The following is a 19,141-nucleotide window of genomic DNA, read 5'->3' on the forward strand; positions in this document are numbered from 1 at the left end:
CCTGGGGTTTAAGCAATGCGGTTTCATTGTATGGCGGATTATTTGCTACAGGAAATGAGTACAATGCCTGGTCACTAGGCATTGGGCGTGATTTATCTCAACTCGGTGCGTTATCAGCCGATGTGACTCAGTCATTAAGCAAATTACCTGACCAGCGTGCGCAGCAAGGAATGTCATTTAAGCTTAACTATGCAAAAACCTTTGATGAACTTCATAGCGCAATAACCTTTGCGGGTTATCGTTTCTCACAGGAGAAATTCCGAAGTTATTCCCAGTACATGAATGAACGCTATCAGCCGTCTACGGCTATTGGCCGTGAAAAACAGATGTACACCCTTACGGGTAATACAACATTGTGGGCGGATGAGCCAAAGGGCTCAGTAAATATTTTTTTGACATATACACGTCAAAACTATTGGGATAAAAGTGTACAAAATCATTATGGACTGTCTATAAGCCGCGCATTCGATATTTTAGGTGTAGATGTCAATGCTAATTTATCAACATACCGCTCTAATTATCAGGGTAAAAATGATAATAGCGTTGCGCTTTCCTTATCTATGCCATTGGGGAATAGCAGTTGGTTAGGTTACGACATGCAGGCGAGTTCTGGGCAGCATACGACCAATATGGTGTCATACAGTAATAATCATGATGATAATAATTTATGGCGCTTACGGGCTGGTTCTAATTCCAACAGTAAAGCCGCTGCTGATGGTTATTATATGCATCGTTCGGAAGTTGCGGATATTGATACTAGCATTAGCTACCAACAGGATGAATATGTTGCCGTCGGTGGCACAATGAGGGGAAGTTTTACAGCCACCCGCCATGGCCTGGCTTTACATAATGGTGGCTCAATGGATGACTCTTCTCGAATTATGGTCGGAACCGATGGCGTCAGTGGTGTGCCATTGAATAATAAAAAAGTGACTACCAATATTTTTGGCGTCGGTGTTGTGCCTGACGTTATCAGCTATCAAAGTTTTGACACAAGAATTGATGTCGATGCAATTGATGATGATGTAGAAGTCGCACAAGCTATTACTACCAAAACCTTAACGGAAGGCGCCATTGGATTTGAACACTTCTCTGTGGCTAAAGGCGAAAAATTAATGGCGGTGCTAAGAACAAAAGAAGGTTTGTTCCCTCCTTTTGGTGCAGAGATACATAACGAAAATGGCGTAAGTGTTTCCATGATTATGGATAACGGTCTTGCTTATATCGCGGGTGTCAAACCGGATGAACAACTCGATGTAATTTGGAGTGGTAAAACGCAATGCCATGTTCACGTGCCGGCGAAAATTAACCGTGGGCAGGATAAAAACTTATTGCCTTGCGAATAGAAATAGAGGTTTGAAATGAAAATAAAGATAACTTTCCGTCATGCTTTAGTTGGGTTATTCGCTTCAGTCTGGACCCTGAATACTGCCTTTGCGGGTATTTCTTTAGATCGCACGCGTATTATAGTTAAGGGTGATGAAAAGTCGGCCAGTGCTAATTTAACCAATACAAATAGTGATATTCCTTTTCTTGCTCAATCATGGGTAGAGGACGCTAATGGCAAGAAAATTACAGAGCCATTATTGGTCTTGCCTCCACTGCAACGTATTGATGGCGGGCAAAAAGGGGTTATACGAGTCACTAAAACGGACGGTATAAATGCGCTACCACAAGATCGTGAGAGTTTGTTTTATCTGAATGTCAGAGAAATTCCACCTAAACCAGACAAGCCGAATATATTACAGTTGGCTATGCAGTCACGTATTAAACTTTTCTACCGCCCGGCAGGGATTGTGCCAGAAAACAATGAAGAGGTTTGGCAGGATCAAGTCATATACCATAAGCAGGGTAACAAGATGCTAGCTGAAAACCCAACACCTTTTTATATTACACTAATTGGTTTGACTCGTAATATTACCAAGGAAGGTGGGGAGAAATTAACTGACTTTAATGGTGTGATGATTCCACCTAAATCAAGTATTAACTTTCCTCTGATTGCTAGCAATATTGAACACTTTGCCGTGATGTATGTTAATGATTATGGTGGCCATCCTGAGCGTTTATATCGCTGTGCAGGTGATGTATGTAAAGCATTACCAGAATCAGAGCAGCCTAAGTAAACGAAGCTTATTCACTGCTTGCTATTTATTTTAGATGATGCCAAATCCAGCACCATGTTCTATAGGGGCTGGACTAACTTACCAGAACCATAAGCTGTGGAGCAATGCAATGAAATTAAAACAGAGAATGAGATTAAAAAAACGGCAAGCGATCTTGATGACCTGTTTTTCATTGCTGCCTGCGATTGCCAATGCGACAATTATTGGTGAAATAACAACAAATAATGCGCATGTGTATGCTTACACTCTGGGTACATCTAATATCCCGGCGAATACACCCGGGAGCTCAGTGGCGATGCCAGTGAGTGATACAGGAGTATATAGTGCGACACTTAATTGCCATGGAGCAAATTTTAGTGGTGAGCCAACATATTATATGTCAACAGCGCCCGGGTTAACGGCATCAACTGTTAATCCAGGATATCTTAAGCTTAATGATTATATTGATGTCAAAATTGAAGTATGGATCGCAGGACAAGTTAATCAATACTTTACGGTACCATTTGGCAGTACCTCTAATAATTATGCTGGTTTCGTGTGTAGTTCCCGAAACCCTGTTCAACAGGGGTCTTTCTCAACTGGGTCAAAAGTTCGGGTCACATTTAAGATAACTAAGCCAATCATCAATGGTATGTCGATCCAAAATATGAATGTAGCGCAATTGTTTGGTCGTGCAGGACATCATTCTGCAGGGTTTGGTAATTCTCCTATGGCTATTATTCAGATTAAATCAGGTATTATTACCGTTCCCGATAAATGTACTGTCAATAATGGCCAACCTATTGCTGTTAATTTCGGCGATATTCCAAATGATGATAAATCGCTCGATGGGAGCCAGCATGCACAAAATATTCCTATCCATGTGAATTGTACGGGCGGGAGTTTTACCTCGGGTAATGTCAGTATTAAACTGGCTATACAGCCGGCAGCTGCAGGTATTGCAAGTTTTGATCCAAACTATTTAGGAACGACAGGCACGGTTGATAGGAAAGATTTAGCTATTAAATTAACCGATTCCAGTGGGAAAATTGTCAAACCGAATACTTTTGTCCCTTTTACCGGTTTTCAAAATAATCAGGGCGACTGGAATTTAATTGCTTATCCTGTTGCAAAGCCTGGAGCGAATATTCCTGAAGGGGATTTTGACTCATCAGCAACTGTTATCGCTGATTTCCAGTAAGGCTAACCATGAAAAAAGTCATAGCATTCAAAACAATATTACTTACGCTATTCATGACTGGAACAGCCTGGTCTACGGGGGTTTTTACCGGGACTAATATCACCTTTCATGGGCGTGTAATTGCGCCGGCGTGTGTTGCAATACCTACTCCAGGAACGCCAGATATTGATTTTCACCAGATTTCTACCAGGGATTTGTATTCGTCTCAAAAGACAAAACCTATTCATTTTGTTATTCATTTGCAAAGCTGCAATGCGAGTGTCATGAAGACGGCTACGGTTACCTTTAGTGGTAGTGAGAATCTTGCTTTACCCAATCATCTAAAAATTACCCCTCAGGGTGCTGGTGGTGCCTCAGGAGTAGGTATTGCACTTGAAGAAAATAATGGTACGCCGATTCAGTTAAATAAACCGACGAGCGCGACAAACCTGGCGACGGCTAATGCGGAGATTGCTTTCAACACCTATCTTGAAGCCGAACCTCAAGCGCTGAAAAATAGCGCTATTCACGTTGGCAAATTTACGTCATCAGTCAATTATATTGTTAATTATCAATAATATGATTATTAATATTTTTTCCAGAAGAAATTTTTCTCGCCGTAATGTTTTTGCTTTTTGTGCATTCGGTTATTGGGCCGTTTTGCTTCACATTTACCAGGCAAACATGGGCGGGAGTGGGCTAAATTTGCCGTTTAACATTCTTTCTTGGTCAGCTGTAGCTATCGTAATTTTAACAATTTGCCTTTGGCCTGTTGGTCGTCGGTTTGTACGGATATCGTCTGCCGCATGCTACTTTTTGTTGGGGGCATTTGTCCTTTCGTTGTTGTGTTTATTTACTCAGCCCCAATGGCGTTACGATGCTTTTTTGCGCGCAGGAGCAATATCTGGGGGAGGGGTATTTTATCTTTTATTACTACAAATAAAATTTAATAATCATTCTATTAGCGTTTTGCTTAAGGCTATTTTATGCGGTGTAATACTTGAGTGTTTTATCGCATTGATTCAATTTTTCCATTTGCCAGTATTGTCTATGTGGTGGGAGTTTGATGATAACTTCCCGCTTCGTACCTATGCCATATTTCAGCAAGCTAATGTTTTTGCAAGCTTCCTGGCAACAGGTGTCGCGATAGCTTTTTGGCTTGGTGTTTTTTCTAATTATCGTTATCGAAAAAATGAGATGATAATTATTTCATTTCTTCTTATGTTAATGGGTTGTGTATTATGGCTTTGCCAATCACTGAGTGGTTATATTGCAATATTTTTTGTTATATTATACAATTTAATAATTAATTGGGGTGTTCGAAGACGTGTGCTGATACTTTGTTCAGCACTGTTATGCGGTATGGTTTGTGGTTTTTTTATTCGTTTTTTTAATCATATACCAAACGTACCTCATATAAGTAGCTCGTTAACTCGCTGGTCCATCCTTCGCAACTGCCTGTTGATGCTCCATGAAAAACCATTATTAGGATGGGGAGTTGGTAGTTTTGATTATAGTTATTTACACCGCTTTAGTGGTGTGGATTCTTGGGTTGGGAAGCGGACAATTAGTCATCCACATAATGAAATTGCATTATGGTTGGTAGAGGGGGGGAGCGCCGGTTTTTTGGGCATTAGCCTTATAGTTTTAGGGGGATGGCAACTGATCTCCCGGGTGAAAGAGAAAAAATACCTCGCACTATTATCACTCCCAATACCAATTATTTGCCATATGATGACTGAATATCCACTTTACCAGTCTGCACCACATTGGTTGTTATTGATTTTGCTATTACGTTGTTGTGATAAATCACTGATTTATTATAGGTTTAATTTGTCGATATGTTGGGGGACGCGCATTATAACCTCAGCATTTGCATTGGTATTGCTTCTGCTATTAATTAACGCCTATTTTCTTCAATACAAACTCACATATGTAGAGAGGAATAGTACGCAACAGACACTACCATTAAAATCCTGGAATGAAGTTTTCTTTCTGAAAGATCGTTATGAGTATGACTATTATATTGGTAAGTTAATGAAATTTAATGAAACTGGTAATTGGGAGTTATTAACCCAGTTTCAGACATGGGCGAAAAAATACTCTCTGATTCACCCAGATGTGAATGTTTATTATTCAAGGTTAGTTATAGCAGAAATGGAGGGGGATAAAGATTATTTCAATGAATTACTTTCGGAATCCAAGAGATTGTTCCCTGGTGAACAACGCTTTAGCATTATGAATGCAAAGCAATAATCAGCGACATAATCCGAATTGCTATTTTCTTTAAGAGAAAGAATGGCCTGGACCATTTTAATAAAAAGGATATTGTTATGATAGATACCGCTAAACTGGCAGAAACAATATTAGAACTACCTTCAACCTCAGGTGAGGTACCAATAAAGTGTTATACTCCATTGGCAAAAGCCAATAATGAGACTACCACTGGCCATTTGAAACGTGATGGAAGAACAGCCCAAAAAACGCATAGAACTCTTGCGTTTGCTACAAGAGTCACGCCCATCTTCGATCATGACATTCGTGCTATCGCTGAGAATGAAGGCCTTAAGCTTGTTGAAGTGTTAGAAAAGGCAATTGAAGTATATAAAGAGAAACAAGGTTATTGAGTTTGTCAGAACCATGTTCTGTATTTTAATTTGGTAGAAAATAGAGTTATCTGAGTTATCACCATTTTAAATTAAATATAGAGCTATTTGACTAAGAATTCATAACATTGCTACAACGCATTCGGAACCTTTGGCACCAGGATATTCGTTGGTTTACACATTTGTAACCTCCGGTAGCCTATGCCGTAGGGGGTTAGTTATATAATTTGTTCGTTTTACCACCGGAATCCCACGCACGAATTATAACGTTTGTTCATTGCTCTATAGTAATAGTAGTAAGTTTGCACTTATCTTGTCTTGAAAACTCAAAATTATTAATGGAGCACTTAGAATATGAGATTTCAATCGGATGTTAAACACGCAATAAAAGTCATTGGTAATGAAATAGTGAAGTCGCAGGATTCATTTCTGGTGATTAAAAAGAATGGCCAGAGTATAGATCTCATACAAGACAATCAGGTGGCGTTTCTTAAAAAAGGCATGATTACACTTCATCGAGTTGATGATGGGATGTTGACTAATTATATTAAAGCACCTGCGATTATTGGTTTGGGACATGTATGTGATTCAAACTTGAACCATTTTATTCAATGTGAAACTGAATGTTCTATGTGGGTTGTTGATACTAAGGTGATGTTTGATATATTTTCTGAAAAAGATCTCTGGAAAAATGCATTTTTTATAATAAGAAAATATTTATATTTGTTTTTAACGTAATTTAAGTATCTGTGCAATCCGCACCATTCACATTTAGAGATCTCCCGACATACTGATCATGCCCAGTGAAGAGGATGAGTTCTTCAGCATTCGGTTCTGTCAGAAGGGGACCACACATATGGTATTTAAACGCCGGATATAATTGAAAAGATGAATGAGATTATTGCGAAATACTATCAAGGAATGCTCGCTCTCCCACGCTAATGCTGAATAGCTCATCCTCGTCAACATTCCTGTTTATGCAACTTTTCTGTCAATAGCTGTCATAGCGGTGTTCTGACTTCATTGTCCAGTTTTGCGCTGTACCACCGCCAATTTCTGAGGTTATCAACAATCAACTGTGCATATTCAAGCCTGACTCATGGGTGAAAGTACGCTTAGTTTTCTTGTTCATTAAGTCACCTGTTTTATGTTGAGATGAGAATATCACCTTTAATCAGGTGGCTAAATTTGCTGTGTTACTACACATTGAAAAAAATAAGCAGGATGACAAAACATAACCATTTTAATGCCATGCCAAGGGAAGTTAATTCCTTTCAAAAACTCATCGCCAAACCTATACCGTAACCCGTCGTATTATTGCCAAACATATAACGAGCAACCAGACGCGTGCGGCTTATCACTACATCGTATTTGCTACTGTCTAACTCAAGCCCCAGACCTAGTGAATTAAGACTGTCAAATCCGAGCAGGCCACGCTGGCTTCCCAGGTATTCGGTACGTGCACCTTCCATCACATAGCGAACAGGTTTCCCCAACAACGTCCAGTCAAAAATTGGGGCGCGGCGACGCAGATATAACCCCAGGTTATCTGCATAAGCATGCCCCGATACCGCGAATGAGCTACTGGAGAAACTTTGCAGTTTCTGCCACGAGTAACGAAGTTCTGCATCGATATCCTGGGTTTTGGAGAATAATTCGTAATCGAGCATCATGGATCCACCCAGCCCATAAGCATTGAGACGCCCGCCATCAAGAAACTTAAAGTCCGCATCTTTATACTGTTCCAAAGCAAATGCGCCGATACGCAAATCACTGGCCATCGTACCCAGCGTAAAGTTTGCGATAGGGCGTAACACCAGATTACCTCCCCATCTGTCCTTGTTCAGATTGATGTCCCAGCCTATGCCACCGGTTGCGGTCAGGCTGTTCCATTTGACTGGGATTTTACGGCTCTCATTCCCATCTGAGAAAACGAATTGGGGATCGTACCTGCTGTAACCGAGGGTTCCTTCCAGGTAAATCGGCACAGACTCACTGAGCGTTGCGCCACCACCAAACTGTGTAATTGAAAGCGAGTTTTTCTCATTCGTGCCGCTGCCGATATTCAGGTCGCTGGCGGTAATATCAGGTATGACCGTGTAACTCATTAGCGAGAGAACGGCATTGGCGCGTTGCTTGATGAGGTTGCCGTCAGCAGAAAAGCATAGCGGGCTGGCCAGTATCAGCCCTGTCAGCAAGGTGATGCGAGTACGGAAAGACAAGAAACCGATCGCCATATTTGACTCCACTAAAGCCATTTCCCAAGGGGCTACTTGTGACAAAAAAATAACCAAACAACCGTGGTGATCCCAGATTTAAGGTGGTGCGTTTCTTCTGCACTTGCGTAACATGAATGAAATAGTGTTAAAGCAAAGAATAAATTAACGGCCACAGCTTAATTTCTTTACTCTTAGAAGCGTATTTTCATACCAATCGATCCACCAAAATCATTACTGATGCTGGTATCGCTGCCGCCGTTGCTCCAGGTTTTACCGATTTCCGTATAGGCTTCGGCATTTTTGGCGATAGTCCAGGTGGCACCCACCGCGGCTTCCGTGCTGCTGTATTGCTGATCCGCCGTTAATACGGATTTGCCTGCGTTATTGGTGGTGTTTTCAAACGTTGCGTTATCCTGCCCGTCGGAAAGCTGTTGCCACAAATTCACCCGCACGTAAGGTTTCACTTTGCCGACACCAGTTTCATATTCAGCGCCCAGACGTGCGCCAATGCGGCCAATAATCGCGTCGTCGGCATCAATGGACGCACGCGTTTTCGCATCGCCTTCCAGAATCACGCTGTCAAAATCGCTGTGCTGCCAGATGAGCTGCGCCTGCGGTTCGATAAACCAGGTAGTATCGCCAAACAGAATCGGGTAGCCCGTTTCAACCGAGGCGATAAAGCTGTTGCCATCCGGGCTGTAGGTATTTTGATTTTGGCCGTTCTTCAAATCAATGTTGTGGTTGCCGTATTGCAATACGTTGTCGACGTAGAAACCGCTTTGTGCGGTGTAAGTCGCATAACCGCCGACATAGGTCGACAGGGTAGAGTTATATCCCGCCGTACCATAACCCCCGGAGTTTTCCCCCTGAATAGTGGTGTCGTTGTCGACAATCGAGGTGTACATCCCGGCGCGCCAATTTTCATCAACATATAAATCGAAACCAATCTGCATGCCGTTAATTTGCGAATTGGCCTGCGAGCCGGTGGTATCATTAAACGACTGGTGAGTGGACTGCGTGATATAACGCGCCCAGAAACGCTGGTCATTGTCTTGCGCCACAGTGGTATTCCACGGCTGCTCGTCGCCCACGCGTTGGTGCAATGTGCCCAGCACCGCTAAATCTGCCTGACGAATAGTTGACGCGACGGTGGTAAAGATCGGCACTTCCGGGCGATAGCTGGTGCGCAGGAACCAATCCTCACCTTGCCCCTGAGCATCTCCGGCAAACAGACGGTATTCCCAGGCTCCGGCTTCGAGATGATCGGCACCAATGGTAAATGCATCTTTGGTGGTTTGCGCTGTAGTGGTTGCGCCGTTAATCGCTTCTACCACCGCGATGCCGTTGCCATCGGTCTGTTCACCAAGCTGGCTGACGTCGATATCCAGCAACGTTCTTCCCGTTGCGGTACCGCCGTTGATCACTAATCTGTCGGCAACGCCCGGGCTGTGTTGTTGTGCGGCAATTTTCAGCACGCCGTTAAGCCCTACGTAATTGCCATTAACAGTGAGGGTTGATCCCACATCGCCGCCACGTAGATTCACTGTTCCCTGGTTTGCCAGTGATCCAACGTTCTGGTTATCGCCGCCGGTATCCAGCGTCGCGCCGCTGCTGACGATATGTGCTGATACTGCGCTGAATTTATTAGCGCCCTGAGCTTTCAGCGTGCCACTTTCTACCAGCGTAATACCCTGGTAATTATTGTTCCCCGCAAGAATCGTGGTGCCGGAACCTTGCTGCCAGAGTTGGCCCGTGCCGGAAATATTGCCGCCCAGCGTCAGGGTATTGGAGCGGTTAATTTGCAGCACGCTGTTATCAATAATATTGCCGATAACGCTGCCGCTGGTGCCGCCGTTACCCAGTTGCAGATTCCCGGCGCTGATGGTGGTATCGCCGGTGTAAGTGCTGTCCTGGCTGAGCGTTAACGTGCCGAGTCCGGTTTTGGTTAACGCACCGCTGCCGCCGACTGAACCGAGCAACGTTGCGTTATTGCCATTGGTATCGATGGTGCCGCCGTTTGCGACAAGCGTCACCGCGCGCGCGGTATCGAACGCTGCGCCGTAGCGGAATGTGCCACCGTTCAGCGTAATCCCCGTTCCCTCGAGGCCGAGGTTGCTATCGCTGGAAACTTGCAATATGCCACCGCTGACAGTCGTGCCGCCTGCGTAGGTATTGTTGCCGTTAAGCAGCAGCGTTCCGAGGTCCGTTTTGTTTATACCGCCGCTACCCGCAATAACCGAGTTAATGGTGGCGATGTAGTTTGCGCCGGGTGCTGTGCCATCCCCCACGCGGATTTGTGTATCCGCGGTATTGGTGGTGATGGTTCCGTCGTTAATGACGTAGCCATCGGTGGCAAACTGCATTCCACTGACACGCACTTCACCGAGGCTGTTATCCACCGTGACCGTGCCTTTCTCGCCGCCAAATACGGCAAACGAACCATCGCTAAAGGGTGCATTGAAACGACCATCTGGCGTGGTGACATCGGTTGACCAGTTGTCATTCCCCGCGCTGTTTTGCCAGACACCGTCCCCGCCGTTAATCTCGCTGTTATTTTTGGATGCGGAAAGCTCGCCATCCCAGAAACGCAGAATTACGCCGGTGCGATTGACCAGGTTGACCTGTCCGGCAATTGAAGTCTGAACATACAAATCATCTGCAGCATCCGGCGCAACGCCAATATCCATCAGGTTGTCCGTCAGGTTGCCGGTGTAGTTAAACACGCGATAAATACCCACATCGAAAGTGCCGCCGGGCGTTTGCGCGATATTGAGCTTGCCATCGAGATTCAGATCGCCGTTGATATTCACCAGGTCGTTAAGCGCACCACCTGCGGTAAACGACTGCCCGAACTGGAAATCTACCTGGGAATTTTCATTCAGCGTTAATCCGCCTAAGGTCAATACGCCGACACTTGCTAAATTGGCTCCCGCAGCAAGATGCCCGTCATCGGCAACCGTTACTTTTCCGCCAATAACCCCTGCGCCGCCAAGAGTGGATAGGGCGCTGACATTCACATCGCCCGTTGCCGCCAGTTGGTTACCGTTCACCAGTAATGTCCCTTGCTGCACAGCGGTGTTGCCGGTGTAAGTGTTAGCACCGGTCAGCGTCAAAATGCCGTTACCAATTTTGCTGAGTGCGCCACCGACACCGCTAATCACGCCGCTAATCAAATCATCACGATTTAGCGAACCTTCACTGAGCGTTTTGCCTTCCAGCTCGACATTGCCCGCGCCTGATAATGAGCCAATGGTGGTTCCGTTGGTGGAGTTGGCAAGATTGACCACGCCGCCTGCATTGTTGGCGAGCACAGCATTTTCTGCTTGCGCATTATCAGCAAAAGTCACCAGTCCATTGTTGGTGACAGTTGAACTGCCCGCATTGGATTGATTGCCCAGATCAAGCTGCGTTCCGCTAGCAAGATTAATCGCTGCCGCACCGCCAGAAGCGGTGTCACCGAGGTGAATCAACGCACCGTTATTAGCGTTAAGAATGCTGTTGGCCGCCGATGCGTTATCGTTGAAATTAAGCGTTGCGTCGTCAAGCGCCACGGTATGCGTCTGAGCAGTCGCGCTGTTATTGAAGTTTAAAGTGGCCTGATGGTTCACCGTCAGCACACCGGCATCCGGGCCTAATGCTCCGGTGACATTGGCATTCACCACCACTTGTGCGGTGCCATCTTTGCCGGTGATGGTGGTTGCGCCCTGATATGTCGTCGCATTATTGAGCACCAAATTGCTGTCGTCGGTGCCAGTTGATGTGTCTTTCACCGTCAGCCCACCCAGCCCGCCAATCACCCCATTCGGTGTGAACGTATGGCCATAAAGATCGAACTGCCCGCCGCCATTTTCACTGAGGAAAATAGGGCGCGTAGTGGTGTAATCCGCGCCAGTTTGTAGGGTAGAGCCGTTATTAATCAGGATAGATGTGCCAGCCAGCCCGAGGTTTGCATCCGATGAAACGTTAAGCGTCCCGGCGTAGATTTCGGTCCCGCCTTCGTAGTCGTTATTACCGGTTAAAATCAGACGGCCCGGGTCGAGTTTTATCAGTTTCAGGGTATCCAGAGCAGATTGCTGATGAAGCTCGGTATTGATTATCGCGGTAGTATCAGCCCCGCTGGAACCGGCACCCACACGAATGACAAAATAGGCATCAGCCGCAGTTTCCCCCTGGCTTGCATAGTTGATTGAGGGAACCAGGTTTAGGGTACGCGCTATAGTGAGTGCGCCGCCCGTTAACCGATAGCCGTCAGTATCAAACTGCATTCCAGATGTCACCACGGGGCCGTTGGAATTGCTCACCGCTACAACTCCGCTTGCGCCCTGGAAGACGGCAAACGCCTGCTGCTGCCAGGGGGCGTTGCCAACCCCATTTGAGAAGGTCCACTTGTTCTCATTGACACCGACACCGGTGCGCCAGATACCATCCCCACCATCCACCACGCCATTGCCTTGAATGCCATCGGAGCCATGCTTGGAAGTATCATCTCCATCCCAGAACTGCAGATTAACGGTTTCTGATGAGAAACCCTGGACCAGGTTTACCTGCTTGGGCAGGGTGGTTTGAATGTAATAAATAGAGGAGTTTCCCGGCGGGAGTGACGCTATATCCAACCCCTGATTATCGAGTGTTCCGGTGTAGTTAAACAGGCGATAGACGCCAGGAGCAAAAATACCTCCCGCAGAGGTCGTGACATTGAGATTTCCATCCAGCTTCAAATTGCCGTTCACAATCACTAAATCGTTGAGTGCGCCACCGGAAGTAAACGGCAGCCCCAGTTCAAACTGGCTATTGGTGTTTGGGGAAAGTGAAAGATTGCCATTAATGGTAAGGGTACCTGTGCCGCCATCACCTGGCGATAAGGTCGAACCGGTGAAGATGACGTTTCCGCCAATGGTGCCTTTACCACCCAGTGTGGCATTGGCTCCTACGGTGGTATCCCCAATCGCGGCAGACTGATTGCCATTGACCAACAGCGTCCCCGCATTGACCTGAGTGGCACCCTGATATGAATTAGCTCCGCTTAACCGCGTGACACCGGTGCCATTCTGATGGAATTCGCCGCTGCCAGAGATTACACCGCCCAGGTTAACCGTATCGGACTGGTTGATAATAAAAATGCCGTTATCAAGAATATTGGTGGCTGGCGAAAGGGCACCTGCCGTGCCGCCTGTGCCGAGTTGTAGCGTGCCTCCATTATCAATAACCGTGTTGCCCGTATAACTGTTTTCACCTGTCAGAATGGTTGTTCCGCCCCCAGCTCGTTCAAGCCCGCCTGTTCCGCTGACTATCCCGGTATACAACTGTGAGATGGATGTGCCATCAAAAATAACACTGCTTTCAGCACCACTGGTGGTGACGTTGTAGTTATTGATGCTGGCGTTACTCGGTGTCACCAGGTTGTCGCTCGTGCGTAATGTCCCGCCGCCGGTAACGGTAATAACAGGAGTGCCGGATAACACAAGATTGTTTACCACACGCACATCGGCCTGGGTTCCACTTATCGTCAGATTGCTCCAGCCGCTGCCGATATTGGTTGCGGTAGGCTGGTTATCAGCACTTAACGAGCCAATCAGAGCAGGGCCTGTGCCGCCTTTCCATAAATGGGTGTCTGTCAGCGTAAGCTGATTGTTACTCCCGCCTTCACTCAGAAGATGCAGGGTATTGCCCAGATCGACGTTGCCTATCTGCGCTTTATCATTGCCATCGGATCCGGTGAAATCTACCGCACCGTTAAACGTACCGTTGTTCCAGGTGAAGGTGTCGGTACCGCTTCCCGCAGTAATCTGCCCGGTTGTGGCTCCTCCGTTCAGGGTAATGACATCGTTGCCGCTACCGGACAGAATCGCCGTCGCGGTATTACTGGCTGCACTCAGGTTGCCCTGATTGGTGATGGTATTGTTGGCGCTGCCGCTGGCATCAATGACCACCGAATTCTGGCTGCTATCGGACAGGGTACCGCTATTGAGAATGGTACGTGTTGCCGCACTGCCGTTGATACGGATGAGCGGTTGAGCATTGGTGGTGCTGGTGGAATTAATGGTTCCGGTATTGGTAAAGGCGGCAGCGTTATTGGCCAGAACGCTGCTGTTTACCCCTCCGCTGGTCTGAATATTACCGTTGTTGGTGACCGCGCTGGCATCGACCGCTGAAATCGCAGCACCTCCGTTAGCACCTACCGTGATGTTGGCACCGGAGGTCACAGTACCATTGGTTTTCGCCAGAATACCGTTACCGTTGGCAGCCGTACTCCCCGTAACATTGATGGTGTAACCGGTACCGATAGAAAGATTGCCCGTGGTGTTGCTGCCATTGGCTTGTTCAAACGCAAAGCCTGCACCGCTTCCGGAAACATTGAGAATATTGCCAGCGCCTTCCGCAGCGAAGGTCACCGCCGTGCGGATTGCGGGGCCATTGGACGCGTTAATGGTGACATTATTCAAATTGATATTTGAGGTGGCAGCGTTGTTGTTAATCCCAGCTCCGCTGCCAGAAATATCAATCAAGGTGTTGTTGGCGGTAAGTGAAGTTGCTCCCACATCCATTCGAATACCGTCCGCACCGTTGCTGGCGGTAATGTGGTTCCCGGTACCATTAATGTTAAGCGTTGCGCCGTTATCAATCAGCTGTACTGCGGCCAGGCCGCCATCCGCGGTGACGTTGCCCAGTTGCGCCACTTGCGCCCCTGCGCCTTGTACTTTAACGCCGACATTGCCACTGCCTGCCGTCCCCGAGACGTTGATATTCCGTGTGTTGGTCAGCGTGCCCTGGTTCTGAATATCTACACCGATGTTATTTGCACCCGAAACATTAATCGGGGCATTGTTGACACCGATACCGCCGTTATGCAAACGCAAGCCAGTGCTACCATTCCCGTTGAGGTTAATGCCCGCCCCATTGAGTGTGACCTGTCCTTTATAAGAGACATCGTAGCCAGTAATGCCGCTTTGCAAAATGCCAGAAACAAGCGCGACATTAGAATTAACCAGCGTGGTGAGCGCATCATTCGCCGAACCAATATTGCCATCAATGGTGTAAATGCGTCCGTCGACCACGACACCTGTAGTGTTGTTGTGATCCAGTATAATCCCGCCGTTGTTAATTGTTCCCGTCGCCCCACCAGCCACTTTCACACCCACTGCATTTTCACCATCTACCGTGATGGTTGCCGTACCGGTATCGAGCGCAGAAGGGACATCATCGCTGGTATTTAATTGGCCATCAGGTCCATCATCGCGTCCGTGAGCAAATACGCCAATGGAGTTATCACCAGTGACGGTTAACCGATACGCGCCACCCGTTCCTGAATTACCATCAAAGGTCGCACCATGGTCGATTAAAAACAGTGTGGAATGCGCCTGACTGTTGTCGTTAATCACCGCGTTGGCAAGATTAATTTCAGCATCCTGGCCGTAAGCGTAATAACCAATTTGGTTGGTGTTATTAAAGGTCAGGGATGCGTCCGATTGGACATTGATGGTTGCGCTTCCGCGGGCATGAGCCCCAATAGCGCCAGCGGCATACAGGTTTATATCAGAGTCGATATTTGCAGTTGCCTGGAACCCCTGCACCCCTTCAGCAAATACCGCGTAGTTGCGATAGGTTACTGGATTGTTGTCACTCCCGCCGGTATCACCAGCGGCACCCACAGTGATGACACCGGCAGCTGTAGAATTGATCGCGGCTGACTGGGTAGAGGCGAGGACATTAATAGCCGCGTTGTTATCACCGTAAACGTTTATTCGGCCAGTGTTGGTCACATTGCTGGTATTGATGACCGATAATCCGTAGTTGGGTGCAGCAGCGCCACCCGCTAACTGCCCGAGTACATTAATGGTGCCATTGTTGGTCACCGCGCCGGTTGCGCCATCAACCAGAATCCCTACGGCGTTGCGGGTCAGGGATCCTAGTGTAATGGTTCCATTATTGGTGACGGTTCCGCTACTTTTGGTATGAATGCCTGCCGACTGCTGTGCACCTCCCACCATCACTACAGGGGTATAGGTTTTGCTGAGCGTTATCGGCGTACTACCGATATATATATTCCCTGTGCTGGCGTTGGTGAAGGTGGCCGCATCGGCAATATCCACGGCGTAACCTGAGGCACGCCCATCGGCATTAAAACTGTTGCCGACCACGGCAATTGAGCCACTATTGTTTGCGTTTGACGTTCCCTGAGCCTGAAGACCTACCGCATTTGCAGAACTACCGTCCGTTAAAGCGACGTTAATAAAGCCGGTGTTAGTTAGTGTGCTGGCGCCATCACCCTTGATACCTACGCTGCCCTGGTTATGCACATTTTGGTTTGATTCATCTTTTTCAAGGAACAGACCGGCATTAATGGTTCCGGTATTCAGAGCTGTAGCATTATTCGCACGCATCCCAACTCCCGTTGGGCTGGCACTGGAACTGCTCCAGATATTGATATTACCGTTGTTGGTCAGTACGGCTCCCGTATCGCCGCGCATGACGGCGGAGGCACCGTCTACAGCAAGGCTACCCTGAGAAGTGACAGTGCCGGATGCATTCGTACCCGTGGCGTAAATAATATCGAGATTGCCAGTACCTAGCGTGGCGTTATTAGTGTGCGATTGACCATCTTCCCAGATGTGATAAGTCAAATTAACTCGGTTTTGTACTTCCGCATTGAGCAACTTTTGAATAATGCCGTTGTAGGTGTTTTGCGCGATGGTGCTGGAATCAATGACTACGCTGCCATAGGCCGGAGGAAGTTGTACTCCACCGGTTAACCAGAGTTGAACCTGGCTTTGACGGCCTGCATAAGCGCCTTGCCCCAACAAGAAATCATTCACCGTCGCAATATCTTGTGCCGAATTAATGTTAAATGTGATGTTCGGTTGGGTGGGATTCAAAACGACCTGCTGTCTAACCTGAATGTAATTGGGAAGCGTAATGCTGTCGCTGTATTCGGAGCTGACTGCCGTCTGGCCTTGCAAGTCAGTTGAAATCACAGAGGCTGGAATAAAGTGAATGTAGTTATCGGACAGCCAATTCACGTTGCTATTCGCGCTGCTTGTCCCTTGCGCGCGGGCAAGCGTTGAGTTTTTCGCCAACAGTTCGATAGTATTCGTTGTCGCGGATATCGGCGTTGTTCCTGTGGTATTGGCACCAATATTAATATTGGCGGTGCCACCGGTAGGGGCGATATCTACAATGCCAAAATTGTTATAGATACGAAACGAGTTGGGATCGAACACGCTTAGCGGCAGATCCCCCACCAGCGAGGTGCCAGGAGCTGCAAAGGTACTGGAATCATAAACCTTAATAACCGAATAACTGCCTTCAAGCCCTGGCACTTCTACATTGAGTTCCTGATTTTGCTGCGGCGTTGAAGGGTTAGTGGAATAGCTAAATGAATCAATGTTTGCCGAAGTTATCGGCGTGTTATTGCCCTGGGAATCGGTGGCGATAATCGATGTGATACGGCCTGCGTCCGGGCCGGTACTGTCGATTAACCCATTTCGCACCAGAACCTGAGTCGCGCTGCCGTTAACCCCTGGCGCTATTTGCGGAATAGGGCCAAGAATATTGAGCGTGGTGCCTGGTATATAGTGATTTGTGGCGGCATTGGCATCGATCGTGAAGGCAAAACCGGTATTTATCACCTGGTCGTAATTAGTCAGGATAGGGAAGCCGTAAGAGGGATAGGCATCGGCCCAGTTGATATCGTCAGCCAAAACGGGAGCGGCTGAGAGCAGCAAACTGGCGCTAAGCAGTGTGCTTTGAGCTGCCCGGCCCTTACCTTTCTTACGCATTTTCGTTGTTTCCGAAGCGACCACGAGTGCATTCCGGCTCCGGCTCCAAACCAGACGATAAATACGATTCATATCAACGCTCCAGAAGTATCCAAAATGGCAATATTAAAATTAATGCTTTAAGAGCGGGTTAAACGCTTTTAATTAGCGGTCGGCTCTTTATCTTCATGCTGAATAGATGCTTTAAGCAGTAATAAATTTTGTGGTTCAATGCGTATTAGCCCACCGCGAGGGCTGCTTATGTCAGCAACAAGTGAAAGCGAAATCGCAATAATGGTCGGTAAAATAAAGATATAGACTTTATTGCTTTTTCTACTGTGTGAGCTATAGCCAATAAGAATGTTACAAATCACGGCAATTGAAATAAGTAAAATCCAGGCCGAAGCAGGGAAGTGTTTTATCCATGCCGCCAGAGTATAACCCTGCGTGTTAATGACATCGTTCATCCCAGCGGCTATTAATGCTGTTATCGGTGTAGTGGATAACTGGGTTTCATTTTTAATAATTTGCCAAAGCTGCGTCTGTGAATTGGCGGTTTTGTTATCAAGCTCAGCAAGCTGCTCTTTTTCATTAAGTTGATAAAATGCGATACGTAGATCCAGATACTTTAATAATTCACTGCGTGCGGTAGTCGCATTCTTTGCAGAAAGCAAATCGATACGTAAATATTCTGTACCAATTGCATTGGCTTCTTCTGATTCACTGTTCTTGCGTTGATCGTAAAGCCCTACAGCATTGGAAAAACTGAAACCAATCAGCAAGGCAAGCAGCGTAAGGGTTGCCGCCTGGACTACACCAAAATCTTTTAGTGTGTCCTCATCTAACTGCCCCTTGCGTTGTAGGCAATAAACGCCTAGCGCCGAAGCAAGCGGTAATATGATCAGTAATGTAATAAATAATAAAAAGGGATGGCCCAGTAACATGCTCATATTTCATCTCTTTTATAATTAACCGACTGCTACTGCACGTTTAACCAGTGTTTAAATACTTGCACAATTCTTTGAAAAAGGTAGCGGGTATCAGGATTTTTTTACAGTGCAATGGAACTAAAGTCGTGAGCGGAAATATGCATATAAATATGCGGTTTACATTTTGAAAAGTCTTGCACTATAGTTTGAAAAAACAATCACTCATCCAGGGTGTGGAGGGGAAGGAGTTTTTAATTATTAAAAAATACTTTTCAACACTGTGCCTGGTTATTTCAGGTGGATTTCTCGATATCGCTAAAAACTCTTCTGAAATGAAATGTATTATCCCC

10 protein-coding genes and 2 pseudogenes are annotated in these 19,141 nt (G+C 46.7%); 8 read left to right on the top strand and 4 right to left on the bottom strand.

Annotated features, from left to right (window positions below; translation table 11 throughout):
* The 8 genes and pseudogenes from M979_RS01545 to M979_RS23695 form a co-directional block, all read left to right on the top strand.
* A partial coding sequence (locus M979_RS01545; RefSeq protein WP_157093192.1) for a fimbria/pilus outer membrane usher protein occupies window positions 1–1,346 on the top strand: 1,346 nt, incomplete at its 5' end.
* Window positions 1,347–1,361: 15 nt separating this feature from the next.
* Window positions 1,362–2,123 (top strand): fimbrial biogenesis chaperone, encoded by a 762-nt coding sequence (locus M979_RS01550; protein ID WP_064553318.1) that lies wholly within the window; start codon window positions 1,362–1,364, stop codon window positions 2,121–2,123.
* A gap of 109 nt (window positions 2,124–2,232) precedes the next feature.
* Window positions 2,233–3,303 carry a fimbrial protein gene (locus tag M979_RS01555; RefSeq protein WP_064553320.1) on the top strand — a complete coding sequence of 357 codons (1,071 nt, stop codon included), beginning with the start codon at window positions 2,233–2,235 and terminating at the stop codon, window positions 3,301–3,303.
* An 8-nt stretch (window positions 3,304–3,311) separates the two neighbouring features.
* Window positions 3,312–3,860, top strand: a complete 549-nt coding sequence (locus M979_RS01560; protein ID WP_064553323.1) for a fimbrial protein — start codon at window positions 3,312–3,314, stop codon at window positions 3,858–3,860.
* A gap of 1 nt (window position 3,861) precedes the next feature.
* Entirely contained in the window at window positions 3,862–5,538 is a 1,677-nt protein-coding gene (locus M979_RS01565; RefSeq protein ID WP_083963879.1) for an O-antigen ligase family protein, read from the top strand.
* Between the two features lie 77 nt (window positions 5,539–5,615).
* Window positions 5,616–5,909 carry a hypothetical protein gene (locus M979_RS01570; protein WP_122973991.1) on the top strand — a complete coding sequence of 98 codons (294 nt, stop codon included), beginning with the start codon at window positions 5,616–5,618 and terminating at the stop codon, window positions 5,907–5,909.
* A 333-nt stretch (window positions 5,910–6,242) separates the two neighbouring features.
* On the top strand, window positions 6,243–6,626 hold the full coding sequence (locus M979_RS01575) for a hypothetical protein (protein WP_034456758.1): 384 nt from the start codon (window positions 6,243–6,245) through the stop codon (window positions 6,624–6,626).
* A 70-nt stretch (window positions 6,627–6,696) separates the two neighbouring features.
* Window positions 6,697–6,830 (top strand): annotated as a pseudogene (locus M979_RS23695) (DUF4942 domain-containing protein); the annotation flags it as partial.
* Between the two features lie 83 nt (window positions 6,831–6,913).
* On the opposite strand, the pseudogene M979_RS23975 reads toward M979_RS23695, so the two are convergent.
* The 4 genes and pseudogenes from M979_RS23975 to M979_RS01590 all read right to left on the bottom strand — a co-directional run.
* Window positions 6,914–7,056: pseudogene (locus tag M979_RS23975) on the bottom strand (IS3 family transposase); the annotation flags it as partial.
* A 106-nt stretch (window positions 7,057–7,162) separates the two neighbouring features.
* Window positions 7,163–8,125, bottom strand: coding sequence for a hypothetical protein (locus M979_RS01580; RefSeq protein WP_051880587.1), 963 nt, complete (start codon window positions 8,123–8,125; stop codon window positions 7,163–7,165).
* 173 nt (window positions 8,126–8,298) lie between these two features.
* Entirely contained in the window at window positions 8,299–17,955 is a 9,657-nt protein-coding gene (locus tag M979_RS01585; RefSeq protein ID WP_064553327.1) for an autotransporter-associated beta strand repeat-containing protein, read from the bottom strand.
* Window positions 17,956–18,023: 68 nt separating this feature from the next.
* Window positions 18,024–18,812, bottom strand: coding sequence for a bestrophin-like domain (locus M979_RS01590; RefSeq protein WP_064553329.1), 789 nt, complete (start codon window positions 18,810–18,812; stop codon window positions 18,024–18,026).
* Window positions 18,813–19,141: the final 329 nt, after the last annotated feature.

It is taken from the genome of Buttiauxella noackiae ATCC 51607, from assembly GCF_001654865.1.
GTDB classification, from domain to species: domain Bacteria; phylum Pseudomonadota; class Gammaproteobacteria; order Enterobacterales; family Enterobacteriaceae; genus Buttiauxella; species Buttiauxella noackiae.